This window comes from Rathayibacter sp. VKM Ac-2760, from assembly GCF_009834185.1.
In the GTDB taxonomy this organism is placed as follows: Bacteria; Actinomycetota; Actinomycetes; order Actinomycetales; family Microbacteriaceae; genus Rathayibacter.
The window spans coordinates 2,565,281-2,581,756 of record NZ_CP047173.1; the positions used below are offsets into that span (position 1 = coordinate 2,565,281).

Genomic DNA, 16,476 nt, shown 5'->3' on the forward strand with positions numbered 1-16,476 from the left:
CGCCTACCCGAGCGCCGCCGCCAGCTCCAGCAGCGCCAGATCCGCCCCCCGCGGCCCGACCAGGCACAGCCCCACCGGCTCGCCCTCCACGCTCAGCCGCGGCACCGACAGCGCCGGATACCCGCCGATCCCCGCGAGGCAGGTCAGCCCGAGCGTCGCCGTCCGCGCGGCATCGATCACCTCGGCCGACGCGTCCAGCGCGGGCGCGACCGACGACGCCGACGGCACGAGCAGCACTCGCCCGCCGAGCACCGCGTCGAGCCGCTCCCGGTACTCCGCCACCCGCTCCCGCGCCGCCGCCTCCGTCGCCGCGTCGATCCGCGCCGCCGCGTCGAACCGCGCCTGCACGTCCGGCGCCAGCACTCCCGGATGCGCCGCGACCCACGCGCCGTCCGACACCCACGCCTCCGCCGCCTGCACCAGCCGGAACGCCTCGAACATCTCCGCCACCGGCGGCACGTCCACCCTCTCGGCTCCCAGCCCCTCGACGACCGCCGAGAACGCCGCCGCGACCGGAGCGTCGACCCGCTCGAGCAGCGCGTCGGCGACGACGAATCCGCCGGCCGGCGACTCCGCGAGCCCGGACAGCGCGAGCCGAGCGACCCGCCGCAGCGTCTCGAGATCCCGCGTCAGCCAGCCCACCGTGTCGAAGCTCGGCGCGAGCGGCAGCAGCCCCGCCACCGGCACCGCACCGTGCGTCGTGCGCAGCCCCCAGAGCCCCTGGTACGAGGCCGGAACGCGGATCGAGCCCGCGGTGTCCGTCGCCAGAGCGATCGACGCCTGCCCGAGCGAGACCGCCGTCGCGGGCCCGCTCGACGAGCCGCCCGGGATCGCCCCGGGGACCGCCGGGTTCGGCGGCGTCCCGTAGCCGGAGTTGCGCCCCGCGATGCTGTAGGCGAACTCGTCGGTCTGCGCGATCCCGCGCACCGTCGCGCCGGCGTCGAGGAGCATCGCGACCGCGGGCGCCGTCTCCCGCTCCACCGGAGCCTCCGCGAGCCGCGCCGGGATCCCGGCGCCGATCCGCTGCCCCTCGATCGCGAAGAGGTCCTTCACCGCCACGTCGAGCCCGTCGAGCGCTCCGGAGCCGGTCGCCGGCACGAGCGGCGCCCCCACCGCGCGCCACACGCGCACATCGAGTGCGGGCGCCGGCGCCTGCACCTGGGCGGCCCGCACCCGCCAGTCCCCCGAGTCGCGCGACCAGAGCTGGGTCACGAGCCCTCGGCCGCCCTTCGCCGGCAGGTTCACCGTCACCACCAGCGCGTCGTCCGCCCCCAGCGCCCGCACGTGCAGCTCGGCGAGGCGTCGCGGCGGCGTCCCCCCGCGCCGCCCGCGGAACCCCGTGATCGCCTCGTGCCCGACGAGCAGCCCGGCGGCGTCGCCGCGCAGGGTCGTCGGCTCGCGGACGAAGGCGTCGGCGAGCGCCGGCACGTCGTCGGCCGCCAGTGCGGCCTCGTAGGCGAGCACCGCGTCGACGAGCCCGTCGGGCAGCTCGCCCTCCAGCGTCGTGATGCGCGGCTCGGCGCTGTGCGGCTCGGTGCTGCGCGGATCGGTGCCGTGCGGATCGGTCACGTGCGGCTCAGTCATCGAAGTCCGCCGTCCGCACGCGGGCGTGCACGCCCTTCACCAGGTCGACGACCTGGGAGATGTTGAAGTCGGTCGCCGCGCTGAGGTACGCGTAGGCGAGGCTCGGATCCATCCCGTAGCGCGCCCGCAGCAGCGCGATCGCCGCGCGGACGCAGTTCTGCACCGCCACGTCGAGGTCCTCGTCCATGCCGGTCGGCACCAGGAACTCGTCCGTCTCCCCGAGCGGACCCGCGATCTCGCCGAACGCGGCGAGCGCCTCCGCCCGCGGGACCACCTCGAGGCGCACCCGCACGCGCAGGCTCGCCTCCATCGCCGTCAGCGCGACCTCGCCGTCGCCCTGCGCGAAGTGCGGATCGCCGACGTACGCGAGCGCCCCCGGCACCTGCACCGGCAGATAGACGCTCGTCCCCGCCGTCAGCAGCGAGATGTCGATGTTGCCGCCGTGCGCCCCCGGCGGGACGGAGTGCGGGCGCTCGTCGCCCGCCACCGCGACCCCCATGATCCCGAGGAACGGGTGCAGCTCGAAGCGCGCCGAGCGCTCGCTCCCCGGCGTGAGCGGCAGCACCCCGCGCCGGACGCCGTCCGCGCCCTCCTCCACGCGCGCGAAGGCGCTGAACAAGCCGGCCGCCAGCGGGTACTCCCCCGGCAGCGCACCGCGCCCGTGCCGGTTCGAGATGACGCCGTAGGGCACCCGCGGCGCGGCCTCGAGCAGCGTCATCCGGAGCAGGTCGCCGGGCTGCGCACCGCGCACCGCGATCGGTCCCGTCACCACGTGCGGGCCGTCGACCGCGGTGTCGCGGAACGGCCCCGCGGCCGCGAGCTCGATCGCGTCGCGCAGCACGCCCTCCGGAGCGACGCCGTGCGCGCCGAAGAACGCGGCGGGATCCCGCCCCTGGTCCTCCAGCACCCCCTCGTGGCTCAGCGTGTCGATGACGATCTCGGCACCGGAGTCGACCGTCAGCACCGCCGTGTCGCCCGCGCAGGGCAGCCGCCCCCAGAGCACCGAGCCGGGTCGCGCCGGCAGGTACTCGACCCCCGCCGGGACTCCCTCGCCGGGCTGGATCGCCCACTCCGCCTGCCGCATCCTCCGCCGCCTCTCCGCGCGGGTCCGCCCCGCGATCCGTTCGAGAGTAGCGGCGCCGTGTTTCCGCCCCGTGTTCCAGCGCCCGCCGCATCCCTGGCAGAATCGGCGTCGCACCTCCCCCCTTCCCCCCCTCCCCTCCTTTCTCGCGAGATGCCACTTGTGCTCGCGACACGCCGGCGGAGGCGCTCACAAGTGGCATCTCGCGGCCCCCGCCCACCCCTCCGACGACAGGACCCCCGTGTTCCGACGCCTGCGCACGCGCACCGACAACGTCCACCTCGGCCTCATGCTCGCGCTGACCTTCTCGACCGGCATCATCGACGCCGTCGGCTACCTCGGGCTCGACCGGGTCTTCACCGGCAACATGACCGGCAACGTGGTCATCCTCGGCATGGCTCTCGCCGGCGCCGACGACCTCCCCATCGTCGGACCGATCATCGCCCTCGCCGGCTTCATGCTCGGCGCCGCGATCGGCGGCCGCGTCCTGCGCCCGGTCAAGGCCGGCTGGACCACCCGCTCCTCCTGGCTCTTCACCGTCGTCGGCCTGCTGATGGCCGTGCTCGCCGTCGTCCTCGGCGTCGTCCCCGAGCACCCCGAGCCCCTCGCCCTGACCGTCACCGGCGTGCTGGGCCTCGCGATGGGCCTCCAGGCCGCGACCGCCCGCCACATCGCGGTCAAGGACGTCACCACCGTCGTCGTCACCTCGACCATCACCGGCCTCGCCGCCGACTCCCGCCTCGGCGGCGGCAAGGGCCAGCCCTGGTTCCGCCGCGCCACCGCGGTCGTCCTGATCGCCGCCGGCGCCGGAGTCGGCGCCCTGGCACTCAACGTCGGCCTCTGGCTCGGCCTCGCCATCGCGGCCGCCATCACCCTGATCGCCTCGCTCCTCGGCCACCTCATCGCCCACGTGAAGCACGCGACCCCCGCGGAGGAGAAGGCCGCGGCCTGACCTCGCCGGGTCCTGCCTTCCTTTCCCCAGTTATGCACACGTTCCTTTGCACACCACGGCGTTGTGCGTAGGATTCCGACCATAGCGTTGGAGGAACAGGATGCCCGGCTACCGAATCGACTCGCAGCTCGCAGAGCTCGGTGAGAACGTACGCGGCTGGCGCATGGTGCTGGGCCTGACCGCTCAGCAGGTCGCGGAGCGCGCCGGTATCACTCGCGCGACAGTGCACAAGATCGAGGCGGGTGACCCCGGTGTGCGCTTCGGAAGCGTCGCTCAGGTCCTCCGAGCCCTCGGAGTGCTCGATCAGACCATCGCCGCTACCGACCCCCTCGCCAGCGACATCGGCCGACTGCGCGCCGGCCGTCTGACGAAGAAACGCGCCCGATGACCACCGTGGATGTTCTGGTCGACGAGAACGGCCGCTCCCGGCCGGTCGGTCGAGCGCACTTCACCCGCACGCGAGGCGAGGTCTCCACGACCTTCCTCTACGACGCCGACTACCTCGCAAGCGGAGGTACGAGCATCGACCCCGCGCTGCCACTCGTGAGCGGCTCGCAACATCAGACCGGCCTCGTCCGTGCCTTCTCCGACAGCGCCCCCGACCGCTGGGGACGCAACCTCGTCGAGAAGGCCGAGCGGATCCGCGCGCGCGAGGAGAACCGCGCACCCCGCCGCCTCGACGACGTCGACTTCCTTCTCGGCGTGAGTGACGACACCCGGCAGGGCGCACTCCGCTACCGCCTTCCCGGCAGCGCAGCGTTCAGCGGGGAGCCCTCGACGGTCCCCCCGTTGCTGTCCCTGCCGACGCTCCTGCGTGCCGCGGACGACGTCTCCGCGGACGAGGACCCCAGCCGCGCGGTCAAGCAGCTTCTCGACACGGGGACGACCGGTCTGGGCGGGGCGCGACCGAAGGCGTCGGTACGCCTCGAGGACGGCTCGCTGGCGATCGCGAAGTTCCCCCATGGAAGCGACGAATGGGACGTCATGGCCTGGGAATCGACCGCCCTGGACCTGCTGGATCGCGCGGGTCTTCGAACGCCCGACCGGAGACTCAGCCGCGTAGGCGAACGCAGCGTGCTGATCCTGCGCCGGTTCGACCGCACGGAGGACGGCCGGCGGATCGGCTACATCAGCGCGATGACCGCTCTCAGCGGTTCCGACGGCGAACACCGGGACTACGCCGAACTCTCCGACGCCATCCGCGATCTCTCCTTCTCGCCGCGCGCAGACCATCACGAGCTCTTCGACCGCATCGTCGCGAGCGTGGCACTCGGAAACACGGACGACCACCTGCGGAATCACGGCTTCCTCGCTGAGCGCGGCGCGTGGAGGCTGAGCCCGGCGTTCGACGTGAATCCGAACCCTGATCCGTGGCGTGCTCGTTCCACCTCGATCATGGGAGCCGACGCACCGCCTGACGAGGCGGAGGCGCTGATCGCGCTGGCTGAGGGATTCAGTCTCTCGGCGAGGGAAGGCCGTGAGCGGATGGTCCGCATCGCCGAGTCGCTGGCGCCCTGGCAGGAGTCCGCCCGGGCCAACGGCATCGCCCAACGAGAGATCAGCATGATGGCCGAGACGATTCGACCGCGACTCGAGGCGGTCGTCACCGCTGCTCGCTGAAGGCGAGCGAGGACGCACGTTCTTCGGTTCTTCCCGATTCTCGGCCCCTGAGCCCCTCAGCGCGGCGCGCGCTGGCAGTGCGGGCAGAGGTGCGACGAGCGGTTCATGAACGGCACCCGCACGATCGGCTCGCCGCAGCGCGGGCAGGGCTTGCCGGTCTGCCCGTAGGCGTTGAGGCTGTGCGAGAAGTAGCCGGACGCGCCGTTCACGTTGACGTACTGGGCGTCGAAGCTCGTGCCGCCCTCCGCCAGCGCGCGCTCGAGCACCGAGCGCACCTCCGCGAAGAGGCGGCGGATCCGCGGCTCGGTCAGCGACGAGCTCGGCGTCTCGGGGTGCAGCTCGGCAGCCCAGAGCGACTCGTCCGCGTAGATGTTGCCGATGCCGCTGACCAGCGTCTGATCGAGCAGAGCGCGCTTGATGCCGCTGTTCCGGCGGGCCAGCGCGGCGACGACGGCGGAGAGATCGAAGAACGGGTCGAGCGGATCGCGGGCGATGTGCGCGACCTGCGAAGGGACGGCGTGCAGCCAGGCACCGTCGGCCGCGTCGTCGCCGGCGTAGCCGCCCGGCGCTCCGTCCGCGGTCGGCTCGAGCACGTCGATGGCCATCGAGCCGAAGATCCGCTGGTCGACGAAGTGCAACGCCAGCTCGCCGTGCTCCGGATGCTCGATGCCGATCCGGATCCGCGTCAGCCGTGCGAGCGCCGCGTCGGCCGTCCGCAGCAGCACCTGCCCGCTCATCCCGAGGTGCACGAGCAGCGCCTCGTCGCGACCGGCCGGCAGCCAGAGGAACTTGCCGCGCCGCACGGCGCCGCGCAGCCGCCGCCCGACCAGGAGCCCCTCGAACGAGCCGAGCGGATGCACGTGGCGCTTCAGCGAGCGCTCGTCGACGATCTCGACGCTCGTCACGAGCGAGCCGGTGACGGCGGGAGCGAGACCTGCCCGCACCACCTCGACCTCGGGCAGCTCGGGCACGGTCAGCCCTCGATCGGAGCGGCGGGAGCGACCGGCTCGCCGGGAGCCGTCGCCGAGAGGCGCGTCCAGGCGTCCAGCGCGGCCGCCATCTCGGCGGCCTTCTTGCTGGTGCCCTCGCCGCGCGCGGTGACGAGACCGCCGACGATGACCGTCGCGACGAAGACCTTGCTGTGGTCGGGCCCGGTCGCCGCGATCTCGTAGCGGGGAGCCGGCGCGCCGCGCTCGGCCGCCGCCTCCTGCAGGCTCGTCTTGGGGTCCATCGAGACGCCGAAGCGCAGCGGATCGGCGGTGAGCGGCGCGATCAGCCGCAGCACGAGATCGCGCGCGGCGTCCGGCCCCGTGCCGAGGTAGACCGCGCCGATGATCGCCTCGACGGTGTCCGCGAGGATCGACGACTTGTCGCGACCGCCGGTCAGCTCCTCGCCACGGCCGAGGCGGAGGTGCTCGCCCAGGCCGATGCCGCGGGCGATCTCGGCCAGCGCGACGGTCGAGACGAGGCTCGCGCGCCGCTTGGCCAGGTCTCCCTCGCTCAGCGCCGGGTACTCGGTGTAGAGCATCACGGTCACGGCCTGGCCGAGGATCGAGTCGCCGAGGAACTCTAGGCGCTCGTTGTGCGGGAGCCCACCGTGCTCGAAAGCGAACGACCGGTGCGTCAGGGCGAGCTCGAAGAGCTCACCGTCGAGGCTCACGCCGAGCGTGGCCTCCAGACGCGACCGGTCGTCGCTGGAGGGTGGTGCGGAAGTCTGGTTCACCATGGACCGCACGGCTCGTGTCGCGGGGCGACGCGGAGCCGAAGGGACTGGATCAGACGTTCGCGACCTTGCGGCCCTTGTACTCGAGGAACAGCGCGGTGCCCGCGGAGTCCTCGACGACCTTGGCGCGGTGCGGGAGGCTGTAGACGGTCTTGCCGTTCTCGACGGTCTTCACCAGGGGCGGGACCTCCGCCTTCCACTGCGAACGACGGGCGTGGGTGTTCGCGCGGGACTTCTTCCTCTTGGGAACAGCCATGATTCTCTCTTCTCTAGCTCGGTCGGATCAGGCGGGGCTGATCAGATTCGGTCGTCTTCGGTGCGCGGCTCGGCGCCGGCACCACGGTCTGCGTGGGCACTGTCTGCGGAAGCTCCGGGCGCTGCGGCCCCACCGGTCCCCGACTCGCCCAACCCGGCGAGCGCGGCCCACCTGGAGTCGCGCTGAGCCTCGGGCTCGGACACGGAGGACTCGGCCAGCCGCTCCCCCGTGACAGGGTCGAGGCCCGGACAATCCGGCCGGCACACCGGCTGGAACGGCAGCGACAGCACCACCGCATCCCTGACCAGAGGTTCAAGATCCACGTGGTCGTCGTGAACCTCATAGTCGAAAGCTTCGTCAGAAGAGTACGCGAAAAGTTCCTGGAACTCGACATCGACAGGCAGGGAGATGTCGGTCAGGCATCGGCTGCACTCGCCGACGGCCTCCGCGGAGACCTGCACGCTGGCCAGGATCCCCTCGTGCACCGACTCGAGACGGACGTCGAGATCGAGCGGCGCGCCCTTCCGGACGGCGACGATGCCCTCGCCGAAGGCCTCGGGCGCATCGAGGTCGAGACGGTGCTCGCGCATCTCCCCCGGGCGGTTCACGATGTCGCGCACGTTCACGGTGAACGGCGTCTTCTTGAAAGTAGTCACGAGGATCGAGCCTAGTCCCCCGCGCCACGCCCGGGCCGAGCCGACTCGGATCCCACCGAAGCCCCGCACCCGGCGCAGCAGAGGGCGAACACGCAGAAGTTGCGGTAGTCGGGGGCGACTACCGCAACTTCTGAGGAGTGGGAGGGGTGGCGTCAGGCGCCGCCCTCCTCCAGGGTCACCTCGATCGGCGCGTAGTCGGCGCCGCTGGTGTCGACGCCCTCGTCGGCGAGCTCGGCGAGCGCCTTCTCGACGTACTCGTTCGAGTAGGCGGTCTCCGGCGGGTCCTCGCTGATGATCGTCGCGCCGGTCTCGTTCTCCGTCGTCTTGGCGATCTCGACGGTCTGGTCCCAGGCCGCCTCGTCGATCATGCCGACGCCGTTCATGGAGGGCCAGATCAGCTTGTTGACCTCGTTGGTCATCCAGAGCTGGTGGCTGGTACCGAGGGTGGAGCCGGCCGCGGTGACGATGTCCGCCGCCTCCTGCGGGTTGTCCTTGGCGTAGATCCAGCCCTTGATCGACGCCTTGATGAAGGCGACGGTCTGCTCGGCGTAGGCGTCGTCGCTGGAGAGCTTGTCGGCGTCGGCCCAGATCGCGTCCTGGAGCATGGCGGTGCCGACGTCGTTCCAGCTGATCACGTTCAGGTCGTCCGGCGTGTACAGCTCGCCCGTGTCCGGGTTCGTCGTCTCGAGGACCTGCGCGTACTCGTTATAGGTCATCGCCTGCGCCGCGTCGATGTCGCCCGCGAGGAAGCCGTTCATGTCGAACTGCTGCTGCACGAGCGAGATGTCGCTGAGCGCGACGCCGTCCTTCTGCATGCCGGCGAAGAGCTCCCACTCGTTGCCGTAGCCCCAGCTGCCGACCTGCTTGCCGGCGAGGTCGGCGGGCGAGGTGATGCCCTTGTCCTTGAACGAGATCTGCGTGGTGGCGCTGCGCTCGAAGATCTGCGCGACGTCGGTGATGTTCGCGCCGTTCTCGATCGAGCCGAGCACCTTGGGCACCCAGGAGATCGCGTAATCGGCGTCGCCGGAGGCGAGGACGTCCTGCGGGACGATGTCGCCGCCGCCCTCGGCGATGGTGACATCGAGGCCCTCGTCCTCGTAGTAGCCCTGGTCGACGGCGGCGTAGTAGCCGGCGAACTGGGCCTGGGCGACCCACTGGAGCTGCAGGGTGACCGGGGTGAGATCCCCGGAGTCCCCCGAGGCTCCGGTGTCGGTGTCGCCGGATGCGCTGCATCCGGTGAGCGCGAGGCCGACGGCGGCGAGTCCCGCCGTGGTCGTCATCGCGATGCGCGTGCGTCTGTTCACTGTTCCTCCTGGTGCGGTGCGGTGCGGGGTTCGGCCCGAGCGGGCCGTCAGTGCCGTGGTGCGGATGGAGCGGTGGAGCGAGTGCGAGTGGTGCGAGTGCGAGTGGTGCGAGTGCAGGTGGTGCGTTCGGGTGGTGCCGAAGAGCCCGTCCGGCGCGAGCCGGCGGGAGTGGAGGGGCGCGCCTCAGCGCGTACGGCTGCGCCGCAGCGCGAGCGCCTCGAGGCCCGCGGTGGCGCAGTAGAAGACGAGGCCGACGAGCACGGCCCCGAGCACGTAGGCGTAGGCGAGCGCGTAGTCGCTCCCCGACGCCGCCGAGGTGATCGACTTGCCGAGCCCGCCGATCGGCCCGCCGAAGTACTCGGCGACCAGCGCCGAGATCACGGCGAGCGAGGAGGCGATCCGCAGTCCGGTGAAGAAGAACGGCACCGCCCCGGGCAGGGTGATCGTGCGCGCCGTCTGCCACGGCGAGGCGGCGTAGGCGCGCATCAGATCGCGGTGCACGGGCGTCGCCTGGCGGAGCCCCCGCAGCGTGTTGACGTACACCGGCACGAAGACGGCGAGCGCCGCGACGAGCTGGCGGGCCGTCTCCACGTTGGCGCCGAACATCGTGTAGAGCACCGGGGCGAGCGCCACGATCGGCACGACGGCCGCCGCGGCGACGATCGCGGCCGCCAGCCCGTCGACCACGCGGATCATCGCGGACGCCCCGGCGAGGAGCACCGCGACCACCGCGCCGACGACGAGCCCGATCAGCGCGTTGCCGCCCGTCACCCGGCTCCCCGCGAGCACCGAGCCCGCGTTCTGCGCGAACTCCGCGCCGATCGCGAGCGGCGACGGCAGCACGAAGGGCTGCACGTCGAGCGCCGTGACGCCGGCCTGCCAGAGCAGCAGCGCCACGACGCCGAGCACGAGCGGGGCGACGACCGCCCGGGCGAGCGCGGGACTGGTCACCGGTTCTCCACCCCGCGCGGCACGGCCGCGGCGTCGCCGTGCAGCAGCTCGCGCACCGCGCCGACGTCGGCGAAGAAGGCGGCGTCCTCGCGGACCCCGGCCTCCCGCGAGGAGGACTCGGGCAGCGCGATCCGCAGCACGTCGCGGATCCGTCCCGGTCGCGGCGACATCACCACGACGCGGTCGGAGAGGAACACCGCCTCCGGGATCGAGTGCGTCACGAAGACCACGGCGGCCCCCGTCTCGCTCCGGATGCGCAGCAGCTCGGTCTGCATCCGCTCGCGGGTCATCTCGTCGAGCGCACCGAAGGGCTCGTCCATCAGCAGCAGCCGCGGGCTCTCGGCGAGGGCGCGCGCGATCGCGACGCGCTGCTGCATGCCGCCGGAGAGCTGGTCCGGGTAGGAGTCGGCGAAGTCGCCGAGGCCCACGAGGGCGAGCAGCTCGTCCACCCGCGCCCGCCGGGCCGCGGCGCCGACCCCGTGCAGCTCGAGCGGCAGCGCGATGTTGGCGCGGATGCTGCGCCACGGCAGCAGTCCCGCCTGCTGGAAGGCGATGCCGTACTCCTGATCGAGCCGGGCCTTCCGCGCCGTCTTGCCGAAGACCGAGATCGTGCCCGAGCTCGGCTCGTCGAGATCGGCGATGAGGCGCAGCAGCGTCGACTTGCCGCAGCCGGAGGGGCCGATCAGCGAGACGAACTCGCCCGCGGCCACCTCGAGCGAGACGGTGTCGAGGGCGGTGACGCTCGTGGACTTCTTCGTGCTGAACGTCTTCGTGACGGAGTCGACGACGACGGCCGGTTCGGCAGCGCTCATGCGGGCTGCTCCCCTCTGCGGAACGGACGGAGGGCGGTGCCGATCAGCGCGACGGCGCCGGCGGCTGCGAGGCCGACCAGCACCGCGCCGAGGATCGGCGCCCAGGGCTTGGCGGGGTCGCCCCCGGCGGAGGAGGCGAACTCGATGATCATGCGGCCGATGCCGCCGCGCAGGCCGATCGAGACCTCGGCGACGACGGCGCCGATCACGGCGCTGACGGCGCCGAGCCGCAGCGCCGGCAGCAGGTAGGGCACGCTCGCGGGCAGCCGCAGCCGCAGCAGCGTCTGCCACCAGCCGACGCCGTAGACCCGCATCAGCTCGACCTGATGCGCGGCCGGTGCGTTCAGCCCGCGCAGCGCGCCGATCGAGACCGGGAAGAAGGCGAGGTAGGACGCGATCAGGGCCACCGACATCCAGTTCTCCCAGGTGAAGGCGCCGATCTCGAGCTGCGAGCCCCAGCGGCGCACCAGCGGCGCGATCGCGATCAGCGGCACCGTCTGGCTCAGCACGATCCACGGCAGCACCGCGGACTCGGCCGTGCGGAAGCGCTGCATCAGCATCGCGAGCAGGAGCCCGACGATCACGCCGACGACCCAGCCGACCGCCGCGACCCCGAGGGAGAACGCGCTGGCCTGCAGCACCGCGAGCCAGAGCGCCGGGGCACCCCGCGCTCCGGTGATCGGCTCCGCGAGCCGACCGGCGATCTCCCACAGGTGCGGCATCGCGATGGCGCTGGTGCGCGGCAGCACGGTGACGCCGCCGACGACGACGCCGGTCTCCGGCCCGAGGGCCTTGTAGACCTCCCAGAGCACCGCGAGCAGGAGCAGGCCGGCCGCGCCGAGCAGGACCCCGCGCGTCGCGGCCGGCGACCTCATGCCTTCGCCACGATGTGCGGGCCGAGGGCCGGGATGACGCGCTCGCCGTACACGCGCAGCGTCTCCTCCTTGTTGTCGTGCTGGAGGTAGCCGGCGAACTGCGTGACGCCGATCTCGGCGAGCGCCGTGAGCTTCGCGATGTGCTCGTCCGCCGTGCCGAGGACGCAGAAGCGCTCGACGATCTCGTCGGGCACGAAGGCGGTGTGCGAGTTGCCGGCGCGCCCGTGCTCGTTGTAGTCGTAGCCCTCGCGCCCGGCGATGTAGTCGGTGAGCGCCTGCGGCACCGCGCCGCTCGAGCCGTAACGGCCGACGATGTCGGCGACGTGGTTGCCCACCATCCCGCCGAACCAGCGGCACTGGTCGTACATGTGCGCGCGGTCGGTGCCGATGTACATCGGCGCTGCGACGCAGAACTGCAGCGACTCCGGGTCGCGGCCCACGTTCGCCGCTGCGTCCTTGACCGTCTGGATCATCCAGCGCGCGATGTCGAGGTCGGCGAGCTGCAGGATGAAACCGTCGCCCGTCTCCCCCGCCAGCTTGAGCGCCAGCGGGCCGTAGGCGGCGACCCACATCTCGAGCGAGGAGCCGCGGCTCCACGGGAACTGCAGCGTCGAGCCGTTGTACTCGACCGAGCGGCTGTTGGCGAGCTCGCGGATGACGTGGATCGACTCCCGCAGCGTCTTCAGCGTGGTCGGCGCGCCGCCGGTGACGCGGACGGCGGAGTCACCGCGGCCGATGCCGCAGACGGTGCGGTTGCCGTACATCTCGTTGAGCGTCGCGTGCAGCGAGGCGATGACGGTCCAGTCGCGGGTGGCCGGGTTGGTCACCATCGGGCCGACGACGATCCGGTGCGTCTTCTCGAGGATCTGCGAGTAGATGACGTACGGCTCCTGCCAGAGCAGGTGCGAGTCGAACGTCCACGCGTAGTCGAAGCCGTAGGTCTCGGCGAGGACGGCGAGCGCGACGGTGCGCGAGGCGGGCGGGTTGGTCTGGAGGACGACTCCGAAGTCCATGGGGCTTCCTTCGTTGCGGTGGGAGAAAGAGGACTTCAGGTCAGATCAGATACTGCGAGAGACCTCGCTTGATGTACTTGCCGTCGCCCTTGGTGCCGATGTAGTCGCCGTCGTCGACGACGACCTTGCCGCGGGAGATCACGGTGTCGACGTGGCCGTCGATCTCGAAGCCCTCCCAGGCGGAGTAGTCCATCGCCATGTGGTGGCTGCGGCCCTCGCCGATGCCGATCGAGGTGTGCCCGTTCGGGTCGTAGATCACGACGTCGCCGTCGGCGCCGGGCTGGATGACGCCCTTCTTCCCGTACATCCCGAACATCCGCGCGGGAGTGGTGGAGGTGAGCTCCACCCAGCGCGGCAGCGAGATCTGCCCCGTCACGACGCCCTGGTACATCAGGTCCATGCGGTGCTCGACCGAGCCGATGCCGTTGGGGATCTTGGAGAAGTCGCCGAGACCCATGTCCTTCTGGCCCTTCATGCAGAAGGGGCAGTGGTCGGTGGAGACCATCTGGATGTCGTTGGTGCGCAGCGACTGCCACATGTGGTGCTGGTGTCCCTCCGTCTTCGAGCGCAGCGGCGTGGAGCACACCCACTTCGCGCCCTCGAAGCTCCCCCACTGCTCGGAGGACGCGCCGAGCTGGTCCTCGAGCGAGAGGTAGAGGTACTGCGGGCAGGTCTCGCCGAACACGTTCATGCCGCGGTCGCGGGCCTGCGCGATCTGCTCCACCGCCTGCTTCGCCGAGACGTGCACCACGTAGAGCGGCGCGCCGGTGAGGTCGGCGATCATGATCGCCCGGTGCGTCGCCTCCTCCTCCGCCTGCCACGGGCGCGAGGTGCCGTGGAAGTAGGGCGAGGTGTTGCCGGCCTGGAGCGACTGCTTCACCAGCTCGTCGATGATCGCGCCGTTCTCGGCGTGCATCATCATCATCGCCCCGTTCGAGGCGCCCTTCTGGAACGCCCGGAGGATCTGCCCGTCGTCGGAGAGGAACACGCCCTTGTAGGCCATGAAGAGCTTGAAGCTGGTCACGCCCTCGGCCATCAGCTCGTCCATCGCCACCAGCGAGGAGTCCTGCACGTCGGAGAGGATCTGATGGAAGCCGTAGTCGATCGCGCAGTTGCCCGCGGCCTTCTCCTGCCAGGCGCCGTAGCGCTCGACGACGCTCTCGCCCGGGTACTGCACCACGAAGTCGACGATCGAGGTCGTCCCGCCCCAGGCCGCGGCCCGGGTGCCGGTCTCGAAGGTGTCCGAGGCGAAGGTGCCGCCGAACGGCATCTCCATGTGCGTGTGCGCGTCGATCCCGCCCGGGATGACGTACTTGCCGGCCGCGTCGATCACGCGGTCGACGTTCGCCGCGAGGTCGAAGCCCAGCAGCGTCGAGCCGGGCGCGAGGACCGCGGCGATGGTCTCGCCGTCGATCAGGACGTCGGCGGTGGCGGTCCCGGTCGCGTTGACGACCGTGCCGTTCGTGATGAGGGTCTTCATCGATGCTCCTCGGTGATGCCGGCGGTCGGTCTGGTCAGGGCTTCGGGATGCTCGTGTACGAGTCCGGCCGGCGGTCGCGGTAGAACTGCCAGTCGTCGCGCATCTGCTGCACCATGTCGAGGTCGAGATCGCGGATCAGGATCTCCTCGCTGTCGCCCGAGCCGCGCTCGCCGACGAAGTTCCCGCGCGGATCGATCACCTGGCTCGTGCCGTAGAAGTCGACGGCCAGCTCGCCGTACTCGTTGTCCTCGCGGCCGACCCGGTTGGGCTGGAGCACGAAGTAGCCGTTCGCGACGGCGGCGCACGGGCCCTCCACCTCCCACAGACGGTTCGACAGCCCGGGCTTGGTCGCGTTGGGATTGAACACCAGGTGCGCGCCGTTGAGGCCCAGCTCGCGCCAGCCCTCCGGGAAGTGCCGGTCGTAGCAGATGTAGACGCCGACCTTGCCGACGGCGGTGTCGAAGACCGGGTAGCCGAGGTTGCCGGGACGGAAGTAGAACTTCTCCCAGAAGCGGTCGAGGTGCGGGATGTGGTGCTTGCGGTACTTGCCGAGGATCGTGCCGTCGGCGTCGACGACCACGGCGGTGTTGTAGTAGACGCCGGTGATGTCCTCCTCGTAGATCGGCAGGATCATCACCGTGCCGAGCTCCTTCGCCAGCGCGGCGAAGCGCTGCACGATCGGGCCGTCGGCCGGCTCCGCGTAGCGGTAGTACTTCTTGTCCTCGGTGATGCCGAAGTACGGTCCGTAGAAGAGCTCCTGGAAGCAGACGATCTGCGCTCCCTGGGCTGCCGCGTCGCGGGCGAACTGCTCGTGCTTGTCGAGCATCGACTCCTTGTCGCCGGTCCACGTGGTCTGGGTGATCGCTGCGCGGACGATGGTCATCGGTACCTCCATGCTTCGGTCGGCCCCGATGGAGGCGCCACCGGGCCCGGTCGTCATGGACCGGGAGGCGGGGCCGAGGGGCCGTGGGTCTTACTGTGGTCCGCGTCCGGGCGGAAGGCAATGACGACCTCCGCCCCGTGCGCCGGACAGGGGTTCATCGTCGTCCTCCGACGTTTCCCGGGTGTTTCCGGCACGGATCCGCAGCATTAAGGCGCTCCTGGTTCGGAATCCGCGGTGAGCGCCCCGCGCGGTAGCGTCGTCGGATGCGCATCACGATCCTGGCCGGCGGCGTCGGCGGCGCCCGCTTCACCTCCGCGGTGCGCGAGCACCTCCGCGACCTCGAGGCGGCCGGCGGCGAGTCGTCCGAGATCACCGTCGTCGCCAACACCGGCGACGACATGTGGCTGGCCGGCCTCAAGATCTGCCCCGACCTCGACTCGCTGACCTACTCGCTCGGCGGCGTCAACGACACCGAGCGCGGCTGGGGCCGGGCCGGCGAGACCGAGCGCGTCTCGGCCGAGCTCTCCGCCTTCGGCGTCGGCTGGCCCTGGTTCACCCTCGGCGACCTCGACATCGGCACCCACCTCGCCCGCACGTCGATGCTGCGCGACGGCCTCACCCTCTCGCAGGCGACGGAGCGGATCACCGCGCGATGGCCGCTTGGCGTCCGGCTCCTGCCGATGTCCGACTCCGACGTCGAGACGCACGTGGAGGTCGACCTGCCCGGCGAGGGCGTGCGGCTGCTGCACTTCGAGGAGTGGTGGGTGCGGCTGCGCGCCTCGGTGCCCGCCCGCCGCTTCGTGCAGCAGGGCGTCGAGGAGGCACGGCCCGCCCCCGGCGTGCTCGAGGCGATCGCCGACACCGACGCGGTCCTGATCGCGCCGTCGAACCCGGTCGTCTCGATCGGCACGATCCTCGGCGTGCCCGGGATCGCCGACGCCGTCCGGAGCAGCCCGGCTCCGGTCGTGGGCGTCTCGCCGATCATCGGCGGCGCGGTCGTCCGCGGCATGGCCGACCACTGCCTCCCCGCGATCGGCGTCGAGACCTCGGCGGAGGCGGTCGGCCGCCACTACGGCGCCCGCTCGGCCGGCGGGCTCCTCGACGCCTGGCTGGTCGGCGAGGAGGACGCGGCGGCCGTCGCCGCGCTCGACGACACCGGCCTCCGGGTCCACTCGGTCCCGCTCTGGCTCCGCGACCGCGACAGCTCGACGCGACTGGCGGCCGACGCTCTCGCCGCCGCCCGCGCCTGACCGCACGCTCACGCTCGGACCCGCGCCTGACCGGCG

At 71.7% G+C, this 16,476-nt stretch carries 17 protein-coding genes; 4 read left to right on the plus strand and 13 right to left on the minus strand.

Annotated features, from left to right (window positions below; translation table 11 throughout):
* Window positions 1-3 precede the first annotated feature (3 nt).
* Window positions 4-1,584: an AtzH-like domain-containing protein gene (locus GSU72_RS11625; protein WP_159985152.1), complete on the minus strand. Its 1,581-nt coding sequence runs from the start codon at window positions 1,582-1,584 to the stop codon at window positions 4-6.
* Window positions 1,577-2,668 carry an acetamidase/formamidase family protein gene (locus GSU72_RS11630; RefSeq protein ID WP_159985153.1) on the minus strand — a complete coding sequence of 364 codons (1,092 nt, stop codon included), beginning with the start codon at window positions 2,666-2,668 and terminating at the stop codon, window positions 1,577-1,579. The genes GSU72_RS11625 and GSU72_RS11630 overlap by 8 nt, the downstream gene beginning before the upstream one ends.
* A gap of 238 nt (window positions 2,669-2,906) precedes the next feature.
* Between GSU72_RS11630 and GSU72_RS11635 the strand changes: the two genes are divergently transcribed.
* From GSU72_RS11635 to GSU72_RS11645, 3 genes are all read left to right on the plus strand, one after another.
* Complete coding sequence (locus tag GSU72_RS11635; RefSeq protein ID WP_311316352.1) at window positions 2,907-3,617, plus strand: YoaK family protein; 711 nt, start codon at window positions 2,907-2,909, stop codon at window positions 3,615-3,617.
* 100 nt (window positions 3,618-3,717) lie between these two features.
* On the plus strand, window positions 3,718-4,005 hold the full coding sequence (locus GSU72_RS11640) for a helix-turn-helix transcriptional regulator (protein WP_123735501.1): 288 nt from the start codon (window positions 3,718-3,720) through the stop codon (window positions 4,003-4,005).
* Window positions 4,002-5,237, plus strand: a complete 1,236-nt coding sequence (locus tag GSU72_RS11645) for a type II toxin-antitoxin system HipA family toxin (RefSeq protein ID WP_159985154.1) — start codon at window positions 4,002-4,004, stop codon at window positions 5,235-5,237. Before GSU72_RS11640 ends, GSU72_RS11645 begins: the two co-directional genes overlap by 4 nt.
* Before the next feature lie 56 nt (window positions 5,238-5,293).
* Here GSU72_RS11645 and mutM read toward each other — a convergent pair whose 3' ends face one another.
* The 11 genes from mutM to GSU72_RS11700 all read right to left on the minus strand — a co-directional run bounded on the left by mutM (window position 5,294) and on the right by GSU72_RS11700 (window position 15,190).
* Window positions 5,294-6,208: a bifunctional DNA-formamidopyrimidine glycosylase/DNA-(apurinic or apyrimidinic site) lyase gene (mutM, locus tag GSU72_RS11650; protein ID WP_159985155.1), complete on the minus strand. Its 915-nt coding sequence runs from the start codon at window positions 6,206-6,208 to the stop codon at window positions 5,294-5,296.
* Between the two features lie 2 nt (window positions 6,209-6,210).
* Window positions 6,211-6,963, minus strand: coding sequence for a ribonuclease III (gene rnc, locus GSU72_RS11655; protein ID WP_159985156.1), 753 nt, complete (start codon window positions 6,961-6,963; stop codon window positions 6,211-6,213).
* A 49-nt stretch (window positions 6,964-7,012) separates the two neighbouring features.
* Entirely contained in the window at window positions 7,013-7,216 is a 204-nt protein-coding gene (gene rpmF / locus GSU72_RS11660; RefSeq protein ID WP_123445680.1) for a 50S ribosomal protein L32, read from the minus strand.
* A 41-nt stretch (window positions 7,217-7,257) separates the two neighbouring features.
* On the minus strand, window positions 7,258-7,806 hold the full coding sequence (locus tag GSU72_RS11665) for a YceD family protein (RefSeq protein ID WP_159986791.1): 549 nt from the start codon (window positions 7,804-7,806) through the stop codon (window positions 7,258-7,260).
* A 218-nt stretch (window positions 7,807-8,024) separates the two neighbouring features.
* Window positions 8,025-9,152, minus strand: coding sequence for an ABC transporter substrate-binding protein (locus tag GSU72_RS11670; RefSeq protein WP_159986792.1), 1,128 nt, complete (start codon window positions 9,150-9,152; stop codon window positions 8,025-8,027).
* A gap of 207 nt (window positions 9,153-9,359) precedes the next feature.
* Entirely contained in the window at window positions 9,360-10,127 is a 768-nt protein-coding gene (locus GSU72_RS11675; protein ID WP_159985157.1) for an ABC transporter permease subunit, read from the minus strand.
* Window positions 10,124-10,939: an ABC transporter ATP-binding protein gene (locus tag GSU72_RS11680; protein WP_159985158.1), complete on the minus strand. Its 816-nt coding sequence runs from the start codon at window positions 10,937-10,939 to the stop codon at window positions 10,124-10,126. Before GSU72_RS11680 ends, GSU72_RS11675 begins: the two co-directional genes overlap by 4 nt.
* Entirely contained in the window at window positions 10,936-11,814 is an 879-nt protein-coding gene (locus tag GSU72_RS11685) for an ABC transporter permease subunit (RefSeq protein ID WP_159985159.1), read from the minus strand. Before GSU72_RS11685 ends, GSU72_RS11680 begins: the two co-directional genes overlap by 4 nt.
* Window positions 11,811-12,827 carry a TIGR03842 family LLM class F420-dependent oxidoreductase gene (locus GSU72_RS11690; protein ID WP_159985160.1) on the minus strand — a complete coding sequence of 339 codons (1,017 nt, stop codon included), beginning with the start codon at window positions 12,825-12,827 and terminating at the stop codon, window positions 11,811-11,813. The genes GSU72_RS11685 and GSU72_RS11690 overlap by 4 nt, the downstream gene beginning before the upstream one ends.
* A 40-nt stretch (window positions 12,828-12,867) precedes the next feature.
* Window positions 12,868-14,307, minus strand: coding sequence for a dihydropyrimidinase (gene hydA / locus GSU72_RS11695; RefSeq protein WP_159985161.1), 1,440 nt, complete (start codon window positions 14,305-14,307; stop codon window positions 12,868-12,870).
* A 34-nt stretch (window positions 14,308-14,341) separates the two neighbouring features.
* A complete protein-coding gene (locus GSU72_RS11700) occupies window positions 14,342-15,190 on the minus strand; it encodes a nitrilase-related carbon-nitrogen hydrolase (protein WP_159985162.1) in 849 nt (282 codons plus the stop codon).
* 263 nt (window positions 15,191-15,453) lie between these two features.
* Between GSU72_RS11700 and cofD the strand changes: the two genes are divergently transcribed.
* Window positions 15,454-16,440, plus strand: coding sequence for a 2-phospho-L-lactate transferase (gene cofD, locus GSU72_RS11705; RefSeq protein WP_159985163.1), 987 nt, complete (start codon window positions 15,454-15,456; stop codon window positions 16,438-16,440).
* The last annotated feature ends 36 nt before the right edge of the window (window positions 16,441-16,476 follow it).

Coding starts and splice junctions, on each gene's coding strand:
- GSU72_RS11645 (WP_159985154.1), top strand. CDS start 4,002: ATGACCACCGTGGATGTTCTGGTCGACGAGAACGGCCGCTCCCGGCCG.
- GSU72_RS11625 (WP_159985152.1), bottom strand. CDS start 1,584: ATGACTGAGCCGCACGTGACCGATCCGCACGGCACCGATCCGCGCAGC.
- rpmF (WP_123445680.1), bottom strand. CDS start 7,216: ATGGCTGTTCCCAAGAGGAAGAAGTCCCGCGCGAACACCCACGCCCGT.
- GSU72_RS11700 (WP_159985162.1), bottom strand. CDS start 15,190: ATGACCATCGTCCGCGCAGCGATCACCCAGACCACGTGGACCGGCGAC.
- GSU72_RS11665 (WP_159986791.1), bottom strand. CDS start 7,806: ATGCGCGAGCACCGTCTCGACCTCGATGCGCCCGAGGCCTTCGGCGAG.
- cofD (WP_159985163.1), top strand. CDS start 15,454: ATGCGCATCACGATCCTGGCCGGCGGCGTCGGCGGCGCCCGCTTCACC.
- GSU72_RS11680 (WP_159985158.1), bottom strand. CDS start 10,939: ATGAGCGCTGCCGAACCGGCCGTCGTCGTCGACTCCGTCACGAAGACG.
- GSU72_RS11690 (WP_159985160.1), bottom strand. CDS start 12,827: ATGGACTTCGGAGTCGTCCTCCAGACCAACCCGCCCGCCTCGCGCACC.
- GSU72_RS11630 (WP_159985153.1), bottom strand. CDS start 2,668: ATGCGGCAGGCGGAGTGGGCGATCCAGCCCGGCGAGGGAGTCCCGGCG.
- GSU72_RS11640 (WP_123735501.1), top strand. CDS start 3,718: ATGCCCGGCTACCGAATCGACTCGCAGCTCGCAGAGCTCGGTGAGAAC.
- hydA (WP_159985161.1), bottom strand. CDS start 14,307: ATGAAGACCCTCATCACGAACGGCACGGTCGTCAACGCGACCGGGACC.
- rnc (WP_159985156.1), bottom strand. CDS start 6,963: ATGGTGAACCAGACTTCCGCACCACCCTCCAGCGACGACCGGTCGCGT.
- GSU72_RS11685 (WP_159985159.1), bottom strand. CDS start 11,814: ATGAGGTCGCCGGCCGCGACGCGCGGGGTCCTGCTCGGCGCGGCCGGC.
- GSU72_RS11670 (WP_159986792.1), bottom strand. CDS start 9,152: ATGACGACCACGGCGGGACTCGCCGCCGTCGGCCTCGCGCTCACCGGA.